The following is a 16011-nucleotide window of genomic DNA, read 5'->3' as shown; positions in this document are numbered from 1 at the left end:
TGCTGATTTTACATGTGTTCTTGAAGAAACAGTAGCGTACTAAATTCAAATAAAATGGGGACTAGGTCCGAATACTAATACAATAGGAGTTACGTGAGAAGGAACGATCGATTATATTAAATATATCTTCGTTATGTATATAAAAAGATTGTAAGAATCAAATAAATTAACAATGATTCTTACAATCCTGTATGGTTGACTTTTATAAAACGTTACGATATAAACCGACTACTTTACCTAAAATGGAAACTTGATCTACAATAATTGGCTCCATAGAAGAGTTCTCAGGCTGTAAGCGGAAATAAGATTCCTCTTTAAAGAATCGCTTAACAGTTGCCTCATTGTCCTCTGTCATCGCTACAACAATTTCACCGTTATTTGCAGTGGCTTGTTGTTTCACGATTACATAGTCTCCATCTAATATACCAGCATCTATCATAGATTCACCCATGATTTCAAGCATGAAAATTTGGTCTTCAGTTGTCCCATAAGAATCTGGGATTGGGAAGTATTCTTCAATATTTTCAATTGCTGTAATAGGAAGGCCTGCAGTAACTTTACCAACTAGTGGTACATGTACAACACCTTGTTTTGCAATTGTAGAATCTTGCTGATCTAATATTTCGATTGCACGAGGTTTCGTTGGATCTCGTCGAATTAGTCCTTTGCTCTCAAGTCTAGCAAGATGTCCGTGGACTGTAGAACTTGATGCAAGACCAACTGCTTCACCAATTTCACGGACGGAAGGCGGGTATCCTTTAGTGCGAACTTCCTCTTTGATGAAACCCAATATGTCTTCTTGTCTTTTCGATACTTTTTTCAATCCAATCACCTCTTTATCTCATACTATGTAAAAGTTATTAATAGTATAGCATTAGCGAACAAACAATGCAAACATAAGTTCGAAAAAGTCGTTGACAAAAACAAGTGTTCTGTTTATATTTAGAACATACATTCCGAACAGGTATTCGAATAAAGGGGAGAATCAGTATGAGTTGGTTAAAAAAATATCAATATATTACATTGCTTTTTGGGTTTTGCGTAATCTTCACATTGATTTTAGTGTTTGCAAATAGTGGGAATACTTCATATAAAGAGATTAAAGTTCACGACGGGGATACTCTAATTTCTCTGGCGAATAGATATAAAGGTAAAATGGCTGACCATGAATGGATATCAAAGGTTAAGAATGAAAACAATTTAATTGACGATACGATATATGCGGGGCATACTCTAATAGTTCCAGAACATGATAATATTAAAGTTCAAAATATAGGGGTAGAAGTGGCGAGTGATAAAAAATGAAACAGAAAATAGCAATACTCTATTGTCGTGTTAGTACAGAAAAAGATACACAAGATACTTCGCTTGAAAGGCAAGAGATTGAGTTAAGAGAATTTGCAGCGAGTAAAGGCTATGAAGTTGCTCAAGTCTTTTCAGATCGACATAGTGGATATGATATTGATCGTGAAGGATTACTTGATTTACTCGAATGTGTAAAGGACTATGATCAACCAACACTGTTTGTACAAGATGAAACACGTTTAGGACGTGGGAATGGTCGAATGGCGGTACTTCATTTATTGCAAAAAACGAATACAGACATTTTTACTTTAAGTGATGCAGGTCATGTTCGATTAAATGAAATGGATGCTATGTTGTTAGAAATATTAGCAATTGTTGAAGAGTATCAACGTAAATTACATAATGCTAAAATCCGCAGAGGGATGCGGAGAGCTGTTCAGAACGGGTACAGACCAGAGAAAAATTTAAAAGATCGAGGGAATCCTGAAGGACGAGATCGGATAGATGTTCCAATTGAACAAATAATCCAACTTAGACAAAAGGGTATGACGTTTGAAGAAATTACAGATACTTTAAGAGGATTAGGTTTCCAAGTTAGTAAAGCGACGATTCATCGTAGATTTATGGAGTTAAAAGAGCAAAAAAAAGACTAAAAGCTTGCGCTTGCGGTCTTTTTTGCATACCTTTGTATTAATGTCTGTATGAAAGGTGAGAAAATAATGTTATCAAAAGAAAAATTACAACGTATAAGTGTACTTTCAAAAAAATCAAAAGCACAAGGCTTGACTGTAGAGGAAGCAAAGGAGCAAACAGCACTTCGAAAAGAGTATTTAGACACATTCCGATCTTCAATGCGTGAGACAATTGAAAATGTCCGCGTTTTCGATCCAGAGGGAAATGAAGTGACTCCTGAGAAATTACGTCAAAAACAAAATAAGAATAATCTTTTAAATTAAGCACAATTTATAGAAAGCATTGTTTTATATAAGAATGTTGACTACACTGTAATAGTACAATATTTAGCTTAAGAAAGGATGTCTATTAAAAATGACTCAACAAGCAGATCAGCTTGCTATTAACACAATTCGAACTTTGTCTATTGATGCTATTGAAAAAGCTAATTCAGGTCACCCAGGATTACCAATGGGGGCTGCGCCAATGGCTTATACTCTTTGGACAAAACAACTTCGTCACAATCCTTCAAACCCTAATTGGTTTAACCGCGATCGTTTTATTTTATCAGCAGGTCATGGCTCAATGCTATTATATAGCTTATTACACTTAGGTGGATATGGTTTACCAATGGAGGAAATCAAAAATTTCCGTCAATGGGATTCCAAAACACCAGGTCACCCAGAATACGGTCATACAGCTGGAGTTGAAGCAACAACAGGCCCATTAGGTCAAGGTATTGCGATGGCTGTCGGTATGGCAATGGCGGAAAGCCACTTAGCGGGTGTTTATAATAAACCAGAACATGAAGTAGTGGATCATTATACGTTTGCACTTTGTGGCGATGGTGATTTGATGGAAGGCGTCGCTGCTGAGGCAATTTCTCTAGCAGGTCACTTACAACTTGAAAAACTGATCGTGCTTTATGATAGCAATGACATCTCTTTAGATGGCGATTTGAATAAATCATTCTCAGAAAATGTTCAAAAGCGTTTTGGATCATATAACTGGAACTACATTCATGTAGCTGATGGTAATGATATTGAAGCAATAAATGCAGCCATTGAACAAGCAAAAGAACATAAAGGCCAACCTACTATTATTGAAGTGAAAACAGTTATTGGATACGGATCACCAAATAAATCAGGTAAAGCTGACTCTCACGGTGCTCCATTAGGTACTGATGAAGTGAAACTTACTAAAGAACACTATTCATGGCCACACGAACCATTCCATGTACCTGAAGATGTGTATTCAACATTTAAAAAAGCATCAGAAGTTCAAGGTACTCTTGCTGAAGCTACTTGGAATGAACAATTTGAAGCTTATAAAAAAGCATATCCTGCACTTGCAGAAGAGTTTGTAAATGCGATGAATGGGGAGCTTCCAGAAGATTTCGCATCAGAAGTACCTGTTTATGAAGCAGGTAAATCTATTGCTACACGTTCATCTTCTGGTGAAGTGATAAACGCACTTTCAAAAAATACACCTTCATTCTTTGGAGGAAGTGCAGACTTAGCAGGTTCAAATAAAACAACTATTAAAAATGCAGGCGATTTCTCAGCAGAAACTCCAGAAGGCCGTAACATTTGGTTCGGTGTTCGTGAATTTGCAATGGGTGCGGCTCTAAACGGTATGGCTCTTCATGGTGGAGTTAACGTCTTTGGTGGTACATTCTTCGTCTTCAGTGACTATGTACGTCCAGCAATTCGTCTATCTGCATTAATGGGACTACCTGTAACATATGTATTTACACATGACAGTATCGCTGTTGGTGAAGATGGTCCAACACATGAACCAGTTGAACATCTAGCTGCATTACGTGCTATGCCAAATCTTACTGTTATTCGTCCTGCAGATGCAAACGAATCTGCTGAAGCTTGGAAATTAGCAGTATCATCTAAGAATCAACCAACAGTTTTAGTTCTTTCACGTCAAAACTTACCAGTGTTAGATCACTCAGCTTCACTAGCAGCTGATGGTGTTTCTAAAGGCGCTTATGTTGTTTCAAAAGCTAATAAAGAGGTAGCTGATGCACTAGTTTTAGCGACTGGTTCAGAAGTAAGTCTTGCTATAGAAGCTCAAAAACAATTAGCTACTGAAGGTATCGAAGTATCAGTTGTTTCTATGCCATCATTTGATCGTTTTGAAGCTCAAGATGCAGCATATAAAGAGGCAGTATTACCAAGAACAATCACAAAACGTTTAGCAATTGAAATGGGTTCATCATTTGGCTGGCATAAATATACTGGCTTCGAAGGTGATGTTCTAGCAATTGATAAATTTGGTGCGAGTGCACCAGGCGAAATTGTTATGAAAGAATATGGCTTCACTGTAGAAAATGTAGTTGCAAAAGTAAAAGCGTTATTCGCTTAAGGAAATAGCGTTAATATTGAAAAGTAGAGGATTTTTTCCTCTACTTTTTCTTTTTTGACAAATAAAGTGCTTTAAATCGGACGTCAATTGACAAAATGTTCTTGCGATGTTTGCTATACTGTTTACAAGAGAGGAGTGGTAATCTTGCGAGTATACTCAATCTTTCATGTGAAAAAGAAACATCAGGCTTTTGTTTATGGTAGAGAACGTTTACTATTCGATTTCATTCAATCCTCAAATACGTATGAGCATGCAATACATCCGACGCAAGAAATCTCCTACTTATGTGAGCCTTTGGATATGGTGCAAATTGAACAAATTATCCAACAACAACTAGGTAATAGCTTTTCTGGCATTCAAACAAAGGATCACCAAATCTTTTTGATGAATGAATTTAAAGGGGAAATCCAAATTGATATTTTTCCTTACTACATAGCTGTTGTCTGTGTTGGGTCACGCATGCTCGAGTTAGATTTATTTGCAACATTATCAAAATTAAGTGATTGTTTTATCGGATTTAATAAAGATGAAATGGAATGTGGTTGGTTAAAACCGCTTAAATTCCATTTGCACGAAAGACGATAAATCTTGTCAAACAGTAGTATGTAGTGGTTTTTTATTGTATAATCCTTGTTGGAGATAGTTTTCTCGCATAAGAAACTTGGAGGAGGAAAACCAGTGAATACTACGTTATGGATTATACTTGTTATCGTGGCATTAATAGCAGGAATAGCTATCGGTTTCTTTGTTGCCCGTCAATATATGATGAAGTACTTAAAAGACAACCCACCGATTAACGAACAAATGCTACGAGTAATGATGTCTCAAATGGGACGTAAACCGTCTGAAAAACAAATCAAACAAATGATGAACTCAATGAATAAATTAAGCAGTAAATAAAAAATAGCACTCAATTGAGTGCTATTTTTTTGTCTGTATCTTTAAAGACAAATTCTTTTAAGAAATCAGCTACTAACAGTTCATAGGCTTCTTGGTTCATATTAAAGGATTGTGCATGAGGACCTACATCAAAAAGTTTTAACTTTTTAGGGCCAGGTTTTAAGCTATACATTTCAATTGTCATTTCAGGTAAGATGAAGTCATCTGGGAGACTATGAATAAATAAGATAGGCTTTTCAATTCTAGTTACAGCCTCTTTAGGTGAGATACTCTTCAATGAGTATCCATCACGCATTCTTAAGAAAACACCTGCGAGTTTAATGGCTATACTATTACGTAGTGGTGTTTGTTTCATCATTAAGTAGTATAATTGCTCTGAAAAATCAGAGAAGGCGCAATCAGAAATGTAGAAGTCGGCTTCATCCTCCAATGTGCCAGCGTATAATAATGTAGTAGCAGCACCCATAGATTCTCCTTGTACACCAATTATGCCTTCACCACCTAACTTTTGCTTCAAAGTTTTCATGACCGCTTGTAAATCATATTTTTCATAATGACCGTAGCTTGTTGTTTTACCCCCAGAGTCACCATGTCTGCGATGATCATAAACGACTGAGTTAAAGCCTAAGCGCTCGAAAAGACGAGCATATTTTACGGAATTAATCTTATTTTCCGTAACACCATGGCAAATAATTATAGTGTTTTTAGTTTGTAAAGGTTGGAAGTGAATGGCTTTAATTGAATAGCCATTTGGGGAATCGACCCACATCTCTTCCTTATTTACATGCTCAAACCAAACTTCGTCAAAACGCTTTGCTTCCTTTTCTCTTTGTAATATGAAGGCTGCATCTTTGTTTTTCATATACATAATACGACTTGAAAATAAGTAGCCGAGAATCGCCGTAATGGCACCAAGAGTACCCGAAATAAGCGCTAAGATCCAAAGCAATCGTTTTTTCATGATCATCACTCCTCTACTTTTGCTTAAAGAGCCGGAACTGACCACTGTCGATTGTTCCGGAAATCAATGGTTCGACAATTCTTGCCGCTTCGCAAACTTTTTCGACGTTAATCCCTGTGTGAACTCCTATACTTTCTAGCATATGTACAACATCCTCTGTTGCAACATTTCCTGTAGCACCTTTCGCAAAAGGACAACCGCCAAGACCACCTGCTGATGTATCAAATCTGTCTACACCAGCTTGTAGTGCAGCAAATATATTTGCTAACGCCATTTTCCGTGTGTCGTGAAAATGGGCAGTCAAGAGTAACTCAGGTAACTCTTCTTTCAAACGCTTAAATAGTGTGTAACTTTCTACAGGATTGGCCATGCCAATTGTATCTGCAACACTTAACTCATTTACACCCCAACTCGCAAATACTTTACATAAAGCAATTGTATCTTCAACTTCAATCTTTCCCTCATATGGACAATAAAACGCTGTTGATATACAAGCGCGTACAAATTTCCCTTGCTCTTTCAGTTTTGCCACGACAGGAGCTAAACTATCCATGGCTTCTTCAGTATTTTTATTAATATTTTTTTTATTAAATGAATGACTAACCCCAACGAAAACGGCAATTGCCCCTGCACCAGTTTCCACCGCACGCTCCACCCCTGTAGCATTCGGTGCTAATACAAATTGTCTGCCAACTTTAGCAGTATTCTTAACTATTTTTTCTGCATCTGCCATTTGCGGCACCCATTTTGGTGAAACAAAAGAAGTTAACTCCATTTCTTTAATGCCTGCATCCTGCAAGCATTTAATGAAATCAAGCTTCACATTAGTCTCAATTGAGTTTTTTTCATTCTGTAAGCCATCTCTTGGACCTACCTCGATAATTGTCGCATTATTTGGTAAACTGAACATAACATCCCCTCCTATACTCTATTGTAAGGAAGGGATGTACATATTAGCAAATATTTTCATACTTAAACAAGGGGGAATAATTATGACAACTGAAGTTGTAATTGTGAGCGCTGTACGTACAGCGATTGGGAGTTTTCAAGGAACGTTAAAGGATGTGCCAGCAACAAAACTGGGTGCAATTGTTATTAAAGAAGCATTGTCAAAGGTAGGGGTGCCTGTTGAACAAGTTGATGAAGTGATTATGGGTAATGTATTACAAGCTGGTCTAGGGCAAAATCCAGCTCGGCAAGCAGCTATTTTCGCAGGCCTTCCACAAGAAGTTTCTGCCTTAACGATAAATAAAGTTTGTGGGTCAGGTCTTAAAGCTGTCCATTTAGCAACCCAAGCAATAATCTCAGGAGACTCAGATATTATCGTTGCAGGTGGAATGGAAAATATGAGTCAAGCACCATATTTGTTGAAAAATGCACGTGAAGGCTTCCGTATGGGCGATCAAAAGGTAGTTGATAGTATGATTGCAGATGGTCTATGGTGTGCATTTAACGATTATCATATGGGGATTACAGCTGAAAATTTGTGTGACCAATATTCAATTTCCCGTGAGGAACAAGATGGCTTCTCAGCACGTTCTCAAGAGAGGGCTGTAGTTGCGATAGAAGAGGGTAAATTTAAAAAAGAAATTGTTCCAGTAGAAATTCCTCAGCGGAAGGGCGAGCCAATCATATTCGATACAGATGAATATGTAAAACCAGGAACTTCAGCTGAAAATTTAGGCAAGTTACGACCAGCGTTTAAGAAAGAAGGATCTGTAACAGCGGGTAATGCTTCTGGTATTAATGATGGTGCAGCCGCACTTGTTGTAATGTCCAAAGCAAAAGCTGACGAGTTGGGCATTAAACCACTCGTAACAGTTGTTTCAAACGCCAGTGTAGGTGTTGATCCAGCTGTAATGGGGAGTGGACCGGTGAAAGCAGTACAAAAGGCCTTAACGAGAGGGCAGCTAGAGTTAGGGCAGATTGACTTAATTGAAGCGAATGAAGCATTTGCTGCACAATCGATTGCAGTTGACCGAGAATTGCAATTTGACCATGAGAAATTAAATGTTAATGGAGGTGCAATTGCTTTAGGTCACCCAATTGGAGCAAGTGGTGCTAGAATATTAGTAACGCTACTCCATGAAATGGAGAATCGAGATGCTAAAACAGGTCTTGCTACACTCTGTATCGGTGGAGGTCAAGGTGTTGCAACAATCGTAAAAAGAGCGTAAGAAGGAGTTTGGAAATGGCTAAAAAGAAAAAACAACAACAAAGACAACAACCAGTACGACAACAATCTTTAAAAGACGAGGGATTAACATTAAAAGACCAACTTAATGGTGATGTGTTAGAGAAATTAAAACTTGCTAAAAAAGACCTTGTCGCAAAAGAGCAAGTTGCTCAGGAAGAACGAGATGCTAAATTAGCGTTTGAACGTAAGCAACGTGAAAAGAATAAATCGTTTGAAGAATTACTCAATGAGTATGGCGATAAAGGCTCAAAATTTAATAGTTAATAGACGATATGTATGTAGATTATTTAAAATAGCTTAGCAAGTTAATTTGTTTAGTATAAAAAGTAGTTTTGAAAGTTTTTTCAGGGCTGCTTTTTATTTTGTATTAAACCGTAGTGAAATTTTGTGTAATGATTACTATACGAATTCTGAATTCATTTTTTATATAGGGACTTATGAATGACTTATAAATAACAGGGGTGAAATATGGAAGTTTCGAAAATTAGGAAGCTCATATGGATTTTTCCTATTGTTTTTTTAACTTCTTTCAGCAGAAGTCTCCCACCTCTATAGGTGGTGAGATGAATGCGGATTTAAGCTACTTTTCAGCGGGTGTCCAAACACCCGCCGAAAGAAGTTAAAGCCTCCGGCGGATGTCACGGAATCGGAAAGGAGTTCTTTGTACAAGCACAAAGCCGATTCTGGACGCAATTATGCCGAGGCATAATTGATTTCATGATTTTGAGGAAATATTAACGGTTGCAGATTTTACTGCGAAATTACCATTTTCGGTTTCTACTGAAGAGTTCGTGATCGCATTTATTTTATTATGGGTTATTATATTGATTGGCTGTGTGATGGCGGCTACCAATAAGCGATTTGTAGGAATACAACCGATAAAGTTCTTTACATTGTTAGTCGCTGGCGTGTTTCTTGCAAACGGAATAGGGCATGTAGTGCAAAGTATAATCTTTCAAAGATATGTACCTGGTGTCATTACGGCTATGGTTATCTTAATACCATTTTGTCTGTTTAGTATTAGAAGATTAAGGCTAGAAAATTTAATCACTCCCAAGCAAATAGGGGGCTACTTAGTATTGGGTTTTATATTACAGACGCCTTTTGCTTTGACGGCTCTATTAATTGCAAAATTCATTGGATGAGGTTTTAAGGGGATGGTTAAAAGCTATTTTATAAAAGACAAATAAAAAATTTAAGATGCAATTTAATTGCTTGGATTTATTTAGAAGAAGGATCTGCAATGTGAGATCCTTCTTTCAAATTTAACGATGTGCACTATACGTATCTACTTTTGTTAGTTTACCTAGCTCTTTACCATCAATAGATTGCGCCTTATTATAAGCTTTAATTGTATCTTCTAATTGTTCTTTTGAACTTGCGCCAATTACTGCAGAGGCTACGATAGGTGACTGTAATACATAAGCAAGTGCTGCTGCATGTACATCTGTTGTATTGTTTGCCAATTCTTCAAGAGTAGCTTGAAGATCGTCTTGGCTATAAGTTTGGTAGCCATCCGTTTTTGCTAAACGTTTTAACCAATCATTTGTCAATAACCCTTTTGCTAAAGAACCTCGGGTTACAATGGATGCATTATTTTCTTCTAATACTTCAAACCATTCTTCTGGTCTGCGGTCTAATAAGCTATATTGCATCATGACAGAAACTGCATCACTATTTGGTAAGAATCCCCTAATTACATTTGGTCGGATTGATGAAATACCGTATGATCGAATGACCCCTTCATTTTTTAAGTTATCAAATGCATCAATTATTTCATCCCACGGGTCCTCAATTGTTCCACCATGTAGTTGGTATAAGTCAATATAATCTGTTTGTAAGCGACGTAAGCTTTCTTTTACTTGTCGTTCGATACTTTTCTTTGAAGGGTCCCAGTGCCAACTTTTTCCGTCCTTATTCCAAACATTTCCCACTTTAGTGGCCAATATTATATCTTGTCGTTTACTGCTAAGCGCTTTGCCAACAAGTTCTTCGTTAATGCCCTTATCATATAAGTCCGCTGTATCGAAATAGGTAATACCTTGATCCACAGCCGCATCTACCATCCATTTCGCAGTCTGTTCGTCAGTTGGCAGAGACATACAACCAAGGCCAATTTCTGAAACAATTAATTCGCTATTACCTAACTTTCTACTCTTCAAAAATATCACTCCTCATATGATAATGGTACAATGTTTAATAACAAAAGCACAACGGAGAGGATTGCTATCATGAAAAAATTTGAAGAAAAAACGATTAAATCTAAAAAGATTTTTGAAGGCCGCGTTATTTCAGTAAAAGTAGATGAAGTCACATTACCAAACGGTAACATATCAACTAGAGAATTAGTGAATCATCCAGGAGCAGTAGCTATTATTCCAATTACAAACGAAGGTAAAATTGTTCTTGTGGAGCAATATCGCAAACCTTTAGAGCGTAGTATTATCGAAATTCCAGCGGGTAAATTAGAAAAAGGCGAAAAGCCAGAATATACAGCTATCCGCGAGTTAGAAGAAGAAACAGGCTATGGCTCGAAAAATTTCACGTTTGTTCAATCTTTTGCCACATCTCCGGGCTTTGCAGATGAAGTTATTCATATATATGCGGCGAGAGATTTATATAGAATTGAGAATCCAGCTGGGCTAGATGAGGATGAATTTGTCGAATTATTAGAAGTTACGTTAGAAGAAGCTGAACAAATGATTCGTGAAGAAAGAATCTATGATGCTAAAACAGTGTTTGCAATTATGTGGATGAAAAATATCTTATAAAAGAAGTTATGAAATGGGTCGGGACGAGCATAGGTTGTACGAAGTAAAGGAAGGTGACCTATATGAACCGATCATTTCAAATTATTTACTTTTTCTTAGTTATTGCAATTGGCTTTATCGGAGGAATTTTACTGTTGCAACTTTCTACTGTTGAACAAGCAGAATGGCTCATTCGTAAAATGGATAGTAGAGTACTTCTACAAGGGAAGCCATCTATTTGGCGATCTTTAATGCCAGTTGTCATTCCATTTGCTATTGTTTCGTTGCTTGCATCTCATAATTATTTAAGACATGTGACAAGGGTTGTTGTTGTATTAAAATCGGCGTTTTTTGGATATAGCGCTGGTTATTTAATAGACACACAAAATGCATTTTGGTCATATGCTGCATGGTGGTTTCCTTTTCAATTGCTTTACAGTATAGTATTATTGGTGTTTTGTATAGTACTTGTACCTGAACCAGTTTATGCTGTCAGGAAGAAGTTACCGATTTTACCGCGTGTAATAGTAGTACTCATCGTCACTCTAGTAATTTTTGCGGGCGAATTACTTGCAATTCACTTTATTTATAAATTAAAATAATTCTCAAATTATAATTATTATAATTACAATTAATTCAATCTTGTAATGAGAATTGACTTTTTGGTATAATGTAAGAAGTTTAGGGGGGCGTCGTATGGAAAGCCGTATTGATCGAATAAAAAAACAATTACATGGTGCGAGCTACAAACTGACGCCGCAGCGTGAAGCGACGGTAAGAGTGCTTTTAGAGAATGAGGAAGATCACCTTAGTGCTGAGGATGTCTATTTACTTGTTAAAGAAAAAGCACCAGAAATTGGACTTGCAACTGTGTATCGAACATTAGAGCTTTTAACCGAGCTTAAGATTGTCGATAAAATTAATTTCGGTGATGGCGTATCTCGTTATGATTTACGTCAAGAAGGAGCTGCTCACTTCCATCATCACCTCGTGTGTATCGAATGTGGTGCTGTTGATGAAATTCAAGAGGATTTACTTGAAGATGTAGAAGCAGTCGTTGAAAAAAGATGGAATTTTATTGTTAAAGACCACAGGTTAACATTTCACGGTATTTGCTGGCGTTGTCATGATAAAGAATCAGAAAACAATAGTAATCAATCATAAGTTTATAGCTTACAAACAAAGGATGGCGGAGGTGCTGTCCTTTTTTATTTACCTATTTTTAAGGAGGTTACCAAAATGAACCAAGATATATTAGATGCTACTCAAGATTATTTACACTTTTTACGTGTTGAACGCCAGCTTTCTGACAACACATTACAATCATATAAAAGAGATATTATTGCATATACTAAGAATATTTTCGTAAGCCAAGGTGTAGAAAATTTTGATGAAATAGACAGATTAAATATACTTCATCATTTACAGACGCTAAAAACATCGGGTAAATCTGCTCGTACTATTTCAAGGCATATATCATCAATCCGCTCATTTCACCAATTTTTGTTAAGAGAAAAAAGAGCTAGTGGAGATCCGACAGTACATTTAGAAATGCCGAAGCTAGAGAAGAAATTACCGAAAATTTTATCGATTGCAGAAATTGATAACTTAATTGCTATGCCAAATCTTGCGAAGCCACAAGGAATTCGCGATCAAACGATGCTTGAATTGTTATATGCAAGTGGTATGCGAATTAGTGAATGTATTGCACTGAATTTAGAAGATGTTCATATTACGATGGGCTTCGTAAGGGTTTTTGGTAAAGGTGGTAAAGAACGTATTATTCCGCTTGGACGGACAGCTATAGAAGCATGCAAGGCATATTTAGAAAACGGTAGACCAATACTAGAAGATAAGTTACATAAATCAGAGGCCTTTTTTATCAGCCAAAGGGGAGATCGCTTAACACGACAATTTTGTTGGAAATTAATGAAGGATTATGCAGAGAAAGCGGGTATAGATAAAGAGATTACACCACATATTTTACGCCATTCTTTTGCGACGCATTTAATTGAAAATGGTGCTGATTTACGCGCGGTTCAAGAGCTGCTCGGACATGCTGATATCTCAACGACACAAATTTATACTCATATTAGTAAGACACGATTATCAGAAGTTTATAAGCAGTTTCATCCACGTGCATAAAAAAAATCCAAATGTCAGAGGTCTGACATTCATTTTTTCGTATAGTTTGGTAAAATGAGTGTAAAGATAGAGGAGGAACACAAATGAACATAAAACCATTTAAACGCATTCACTTAATAGTGCTAGACTCAGTAGGTATTGGAGAAGCACCTGATGCCGAAAAATTCGGTGATGTAGGTGCAGATACATTAGGTCATATAGCTGAAAAAATGAATGGCTTAACTATGCCTAATATGGGAAAATTAGGTTTATCGAATATCCGTGAGTTACCTGGGATTACTCCTGTAGAAAAACCTGTAGCTTATTTCGGTAAAATGCAGGAAGCATCAGTGGGTAAAGATACAATGACAGGTCATTGGGAAATTATGGGTTTGAATATTGATAAACCATTCAAAGTGTATCCTGAAGGCTTCCCACAAACATTAATAGGACAATTAGAAGAACGTATTGGACGCAAAGTACTTTGTAATATGCCAGCGAGTGGTACGCAAGTGATTGATGATTACGGTGAAGAGCATATGAAAACAGGCGCAATTATCGTTTATACATCTGCTGATCCAGTTTTACAAATCGCAGCACATGAAGAAATTGTTCCATTAGATGAGTTGTATAAAATTTGTGAAATCGCCCGTGAATTGACTTTGCAACCTGAATTTTTAGTAGGTCGTGTAATTGCTCGTCCTTTCATTGGAACTCCAGGTAACTTTGAACGTACATCGAATCGTCATGATTATGCGTTAAAACCATTTGGCCGTACGGTTATGAATGAATTAAAAGATGCTAATTTTGATGTCATCGCTCTAGGTAAAATCTCTGATATTTTTAATAATGAAGGTGTAACAGAAGCAATACGTACAAAAGATAATACAGATGGTATGGATAAGGTATCACAAGTGGTTCGTAAGGATTTCCATGGTTTATCTTTCTTAAATTTAGTGGATTTTGACGCAACCTATGGTCACCGCCGCGATCCAATTGGCTATGGTGAAGCTTTAGAAGAATTTGACCGTCGTTTACCAGAAGTTTTGGAAGCGCTAACGGAAGAAGATTTATTAATAATAACTGCAGACCACGGAAACGATCCAACTTTCCCAGGTAGTGACCATACTCGTGAATATGTACCATTAATTGCTTATTCACCACGCTTTAAAGAAGGTCATGAATTACCATTAAGACTTACATTTGCGGATATAGGTGCCACTGTCGCAGAAAACTTTAATGTAAAATTACCAGAGTTCGGCACAAGTTTTTTATCAAATATAAAGTAAGTGAGGGAGAAATAATATGAGAATTGTTGATATTATTGAAAAAAAACGTAATGGTGGAGAATTAACTACTGAAGAAATTCGTTTTTTCATTGAAGGTTATACAAATGGTTCTATTCCAGACTATCAAGCAAGTAGCTTATTAATGGCAATTTATTTTCAGGATATGAATGATCGTGAACGTGCAGATTTGACAATGGCAATGGTTGAGTCGGGAGATCAAATTGACCTTTCTAAAATCGAAGGTATTAAAGTGGATAAGCACTCCACAGGCGGTGTAGGTGATACAACGACATTAGTATTAGGTCCTCTAGTAGCGGCTGTAGGCGTTCCTGTTGCGAAGATGAGTGGACGCGGTTTAGGTCATACAGGAGGCACTATCGATAAATTAGAGGCAATTGAAGGATTCCATGTTGAATTGACGACAGAACAATTTATTGAGCAAGTAAATGACATTAAATTAGCAGTTATAGGTCAAACAGGAAACTTAACACCTGCCGACAAAAAATTATATGCGCTTAGAGACGTGACTGGGACAGTAAGTAGTATTCCATTAATCGCGAGCTCAATTATGAGCAAAAAAATTGCTGCTGGTGCAGAAGCTATTGTACTTGATGTGAAAACGGGTGAAGGTGCCTTCATGAAGACTGTAGAAGATGCTAAGAATTTAGCACACGCTATGGTCCAAATTGGTAATAATGTCGGTCGTAACACAATGGCTATTATTTCTGATATGAGTCAACCGCTTGGCTTTGCGATTGGTAATGCATTAGAAGTAAAAGAAGCAATAGAGACATTACGAGGAGAAGGTCCTGAAGATTTAACAGAGCTTTGCTTAACGCTTGGCAGTCAAATGGTCGTTCTAGGTGGACATGCGAAAACAATCGAAGAAGCTCGTGGACAGTTATTAGAAGTTATCGAAAATGGTAGCGCTTTAGAAATCTTCAAGCAGTTTATTAAAGGACAAGGTGGTAACCCAGCAGTTGTAGATGACACTTCATTGTTACCTCAAGCTAAATATACTTTTGAAGTACCTGCAAAAGAAGATGGTTTTGTATCATTCATTGAAGCTGATGAGGTTGGAACTGCGGCTATGCTATTAGGTGCGGGTCGTGCTACGAAAGAATCAACTATAGACTTAGCTGTTGGCTTAATGCTACGCAAAAAAGTCGGCGATAAAGTAAAGCAAGGTGACTCTCTCGTAACAATTTATGCTAACAGAGAAGACGTCTCAACAGTGATTGATAAGATCTATACACATATAAAAATTGCTAAAGAAGCACCTCAAGCACCGAAATTAATTGAGGCTATCATTACAAAATAATTTATTAAAAAGCTGTTACTCATTTTTATGAGTAACAGCTTTTTTTGTGGTTTATATGATAAAAAATATGCAATAGGTAACTTTGTAGAGACAACAAAAATTCTATTTAATGAAAG

General features: G+C 36.9%; 18 protein-coding genes and 1 pseudogene. 15 read left to right on the top strand and 4 right to left on the bottom strand.

From position 1 onward, the window contains the following. Positions 1–202: 202 nt before the first annotated feature. A complete protein-coding gene (gene lexA / locus ACZLO7_RS16860; RefSeq protein WP_464937447.1) occupies positions 203–823 on the bottom strand; it encodes a transcriptional repressor LexA in 621 nt (206 codons plus the stop codon). Positions 824–990: 167 nt separating this feature from the next. Here lexA and yneA point away from each other — a divergent pair, with 167 nt between their 5' ends. The 6 genes from yneA (at position 991) to ACZLO7_RS16830 (ending at position 5253) form a co-directional block, all read left to right on the top strand. Further along, positions 991–1305, top strand: a complete 315-nt coding sequence (gene yneA, locus ACZLO7_RS16855; protein WP_464937448.1) for a cell division suppressor protein YneA — start codon at positions 991–993, stop codon at positions 1303–1305. Continuing rightward, on the top strand, positions 1302–1958 hold the full coding sequence (locus tag ACZLO7_RS16850; protein WP_464937449.1) for a YneB family resolvase-like protein: 657 nt from the start codon (positions 1302–1304) through the stop codon (positions 1956–1958). The genes yneA and ACZLO7_RS16850 overlap by 4 nt, the downstream gene beginning before the upstream one ends. 66 nt (positions 1959–2024) lie before the next feature. Beyond that, a complete protein-coding gene (locus tag ACZLO7_RS16845; RefSeq protein ID WP_464937450.1) occupies positions 2025–2261 on the top strand; it encodes a DUF896 domain-containing protein in 237 nt (78 codons plus the stop codon). 91 nt (positions 2262–2352) lie between these two features. Further along, a complete protein-coding gene (gene tkt / locus ACZLO7_RS16840) occupies positions 2353–4353 on the top strand; it encodes a transketolase (protein ID WP_464937451.1) in 2001 nt (666 codons plus the stop codon). A 144-nt stretch (positions 4354–4497) separates the two neighbouring features. Then, entirely contained in the window at positions 4498–4938 is a 441-nt protein-coding gene (gene sirA, locus ACZLO7_RS16835; RefSeq protein ID WP_464937452.1) for a sporulation inhibitor of replication protein SirA, read from the top strand. Between the two features lie 93 nt (positions 4939–5031). Further along, positions 5032–5253, top strand: a complete 222-nt coding sequence (locus tag ACZLO7_RS16830; RefSeq protein ID WP_427748672.1) for a YneF family protein — start codon at positions 5032–5034, stop codon at positions 5251–5253. 10 nt (positions 5254–5263) lie between these two features. Here the strand turns inward: ACZLO7_RS16830 and ACZLO7_RS16825 are convergent, their stop codons facing one another. After that, a complete protein-coding gene (locus ACZLO7_RS16825) occupies positions 5264–6214 on the bottom strand; it encodes an alpha/beta hydrolase (RefSeq protein WP_464937453.1) in 951 nt (316 codons plus the stop codon). 13 nt (positions 6215–6227) lie between these two features. Then, positions 6228–7124 carry a hydroxymethylglutaryl-CoA lyase gene (locus tag ACZLO7_RS16820; RefSeq protein ID WP_464937454.1) on the bottom strand — a complete coding sequence of 299 codons (897 nt, stop codon included), beginning with the start codon at positions 7122–7124 and terminating at the stop codon, positions 6228–6230. 82 nt (positions 7125–7206) lie between these two features. Between ACZLO7_RS16820 and ACZLO7_RS16815 the strand changes: the two genes are divergently transcribed. The 3 genes and pseudogenes from ACZLO7_RS16815 to ACZLO7_RS16805 form a co-directional block, all read left to right on the top strand. After that, on the top strand, positions 7207–8391 hold the full coding sequence (locus ACZLO7_RS16815; RefSeq protein ID WP_464937455.1) for an acetyl-CoA C-acetyltransferase: 1185 nt from the start codon (positions 7207–7209) through the stop codon (positions 8389–8391). Positions 8392–8405: 14 nt separating this feature from the next. After that, positions 8406–8675, top strand: a complete 270-nt coding sequence (locus tag ACZLO7_RS16810; RefSeq protein WP_464937456.1) for a YqkE family protein — start codon at positions 8406–8408, stop codon at positions 8673–8675. Between the two features lie 461 nt (positions 8676–9136). Next, positions 9137–9556, top strand: a pseudogene (locus ACZLO7_RS16805) (HXXEE domain-containing protein); the annotation flags it as partial. 120 nt (positions 9557–9676) lie between these two features. Here the strand turns inward: ACZLO7_RS16805 and ACZLO7_RS16800 are convergent. Beyond that, positions 9677–10573, bottom strand: a complete 897-nt coding sequence (locus tag ACZLO7_RS16800) for an aldo/keto reductase (protein WP_464937457.1) — start codon at positions 10571–10573, stop codon at positions 9677–9679. A gap of 69 nt (positions 10574–10642) precedes the next feature. Between ACZLO7_RS16800 and ACZLO7_RS16795 the strand changes: the two genes are divergently transcribed. From ACZLO7_RS16795 to ACZLO7_RS16770, 6 genes are all read left to right on the top strand, one after another. Further along, positions 10643–11182, top strand: coding sequence for an NUDIX domain-containing protein (locus tag ACZLO7_RS16795; RefSeq protein ID WP_464937458.1), 540 nt, complete (start codon positions 10643–10645; stop codon positions 11180–11182). A gap of 62 nt (positions 11183–11244) precedes the next feature. Then, entirely contained in the window at positions 11245–11763 is a 519-nt protein-coding gene (locus tag ACZLO7_RS16790) for a hypothetical protein (RefSeq protein ID WP_464937459.1), read from the top strand. Positions 11764–11857: 94 nt separating this feature from the next. Beyond that, entirely contained in the window at positions 11858–12325 is a 468-nt protein-coding gene (fur, locus tag ACZLO7_RS16785; RefSeq protein ID WP_427748655.1) for a ferric iron uptake transcriptional regulator, read from the top strand. Between the two features lie 75 nt (positions 12326–12400). Continuing rightward, entirely contained in the window at positions 12401–13306 is a 906-nt protein-coding gene (gene xerD, locus ACZLO7_RS16780) for a site-specific tyrosine recombinase XerD (RefSeq protein WP_464937460.1), read from the top strand. A gap of 83 nt (positions 13307–13389) precedes the next feature. Further along, positions 13390–14574 (top strand): phosphopentomutase, encoded by a 1185-nt coding sequence (deoB, locus tag ACZLO7_RS16775; RefSeq protein WP_464937461.1) that lies wholly within the window; start codon positions 13390–13392, stop codon positions 14572–14574. A gap of 16 nt (positions 14575–14590) precedes the next feature. After that, positions 14591–15895, top strand: coding sequence for a pyrimidine-nucleoside phosphorylase (locus ACZLO7_RS16770; RefSeq protein ID WP_464937462.1), 1305 nt, complete (start codon positions 14591–14593; stop codon positions 15893–15895). The last annotated feature ends 116 nt before the right edge of the window (positions 15896–16011 follow it).

It is taken from the genome of Viridibacillus sp. d25.2 (assembly GCF_055456015.2).
Note: the sequence above shows the minus strand (reverse complement) of the source record. Positions and strands in the feature narration are given on the sequence as shown.

Coding starts and splice junctions, on each gene's coding strand:
- ACZLO7_RS16815 (WP_464937455.1), top strand. CDS start 7,207: ATGACAACTGAAGTTGTAATTGTGAGCGCTGTACGTACAGCGATTGGG.
- ACZLO7_RS16770 (WP_464937462.1), top strand. CDS start 14,591: ATGAGAATTGTTGATATTATTGAAAAAAAACGTAATGGTGGAGAATTA.
- ACZLO7_RS16820 (WP_464937454.1), bottom strand. CDS start 7,124: ATGTTCAGTTTACCAAATAATGCGACAATTATCGAGGTAGGTCCAAGA.
- ACZLO7_RS16845 (WP_464937450.1), top strand. CDS start 2,025: ATGTTATCAAAAGAAAAATTACAACGTATAAGTGTACTTTCAAAAAAA.
- tkt (WP_464937451.1), top strand. CDS start 2,353: ATGACTCAACAAGCAGATCAGCTTGCTATTAACACAATTCGAACTTTG.
- ACZLO7_RS16850 (WP_464937449.1), top strand. CDS start 1,302: ATGAAACAGAAAATAGCAATACTCTATTGTCGTGTTAGTACAGAAAAA.
- deoB (WP_464937461.1), top strand. CDS start 13,390: ATGAACATAAAACCATTTAAACGCATTCACTTAATAGTGCTAGACTCA.
- xerD (WP_464937460.1), top strand. CDS start 12,401: ATGAACCAAGATATATTAGATGCTACTCAAGATTATTTACACTTTTTA.
- ACZLO7_RS16810 (WP_464937456.1), top strand. CDS start 8,406: ATGGCTAAAAAGAAAAAACAACAACAAAGACAACAACCAGTACGACAA.
- ACZLO7_RS16795 (WP_464937458.1), top strand. CDS start 10,643: ATGAAAAAATTTGAAGAAAAAACGATTAAATCTAAAAAGATTTTTGAA.
- ACZLO7_RS16825 (WP_464937453.1), bottom strand. CDS start 6,214: ATGAAAAAACGATTGCTTTGGATCTTAGCGCTTATTTCGGGTACTCTT.
- ACZLO7_RS16790 (WP_464937459.1), top strand. CDS start 11,245: ATGAACCGATCATTTCAAATTATTTACTTTTTCTTAGTTATTGCAATT.
- fur (WP_427748655.1), top strand. CDS start 11,858: ATGGAAAGCCGTATTGATCGAATAAAAAAACAATTACATGGTGCGAGC.
- yneA (WP_464937448.1), top strand. CDS start 991: ATGAGTTGGTTAAAAAAATATCAATATATTACATTGCTTTTTGGGTTT.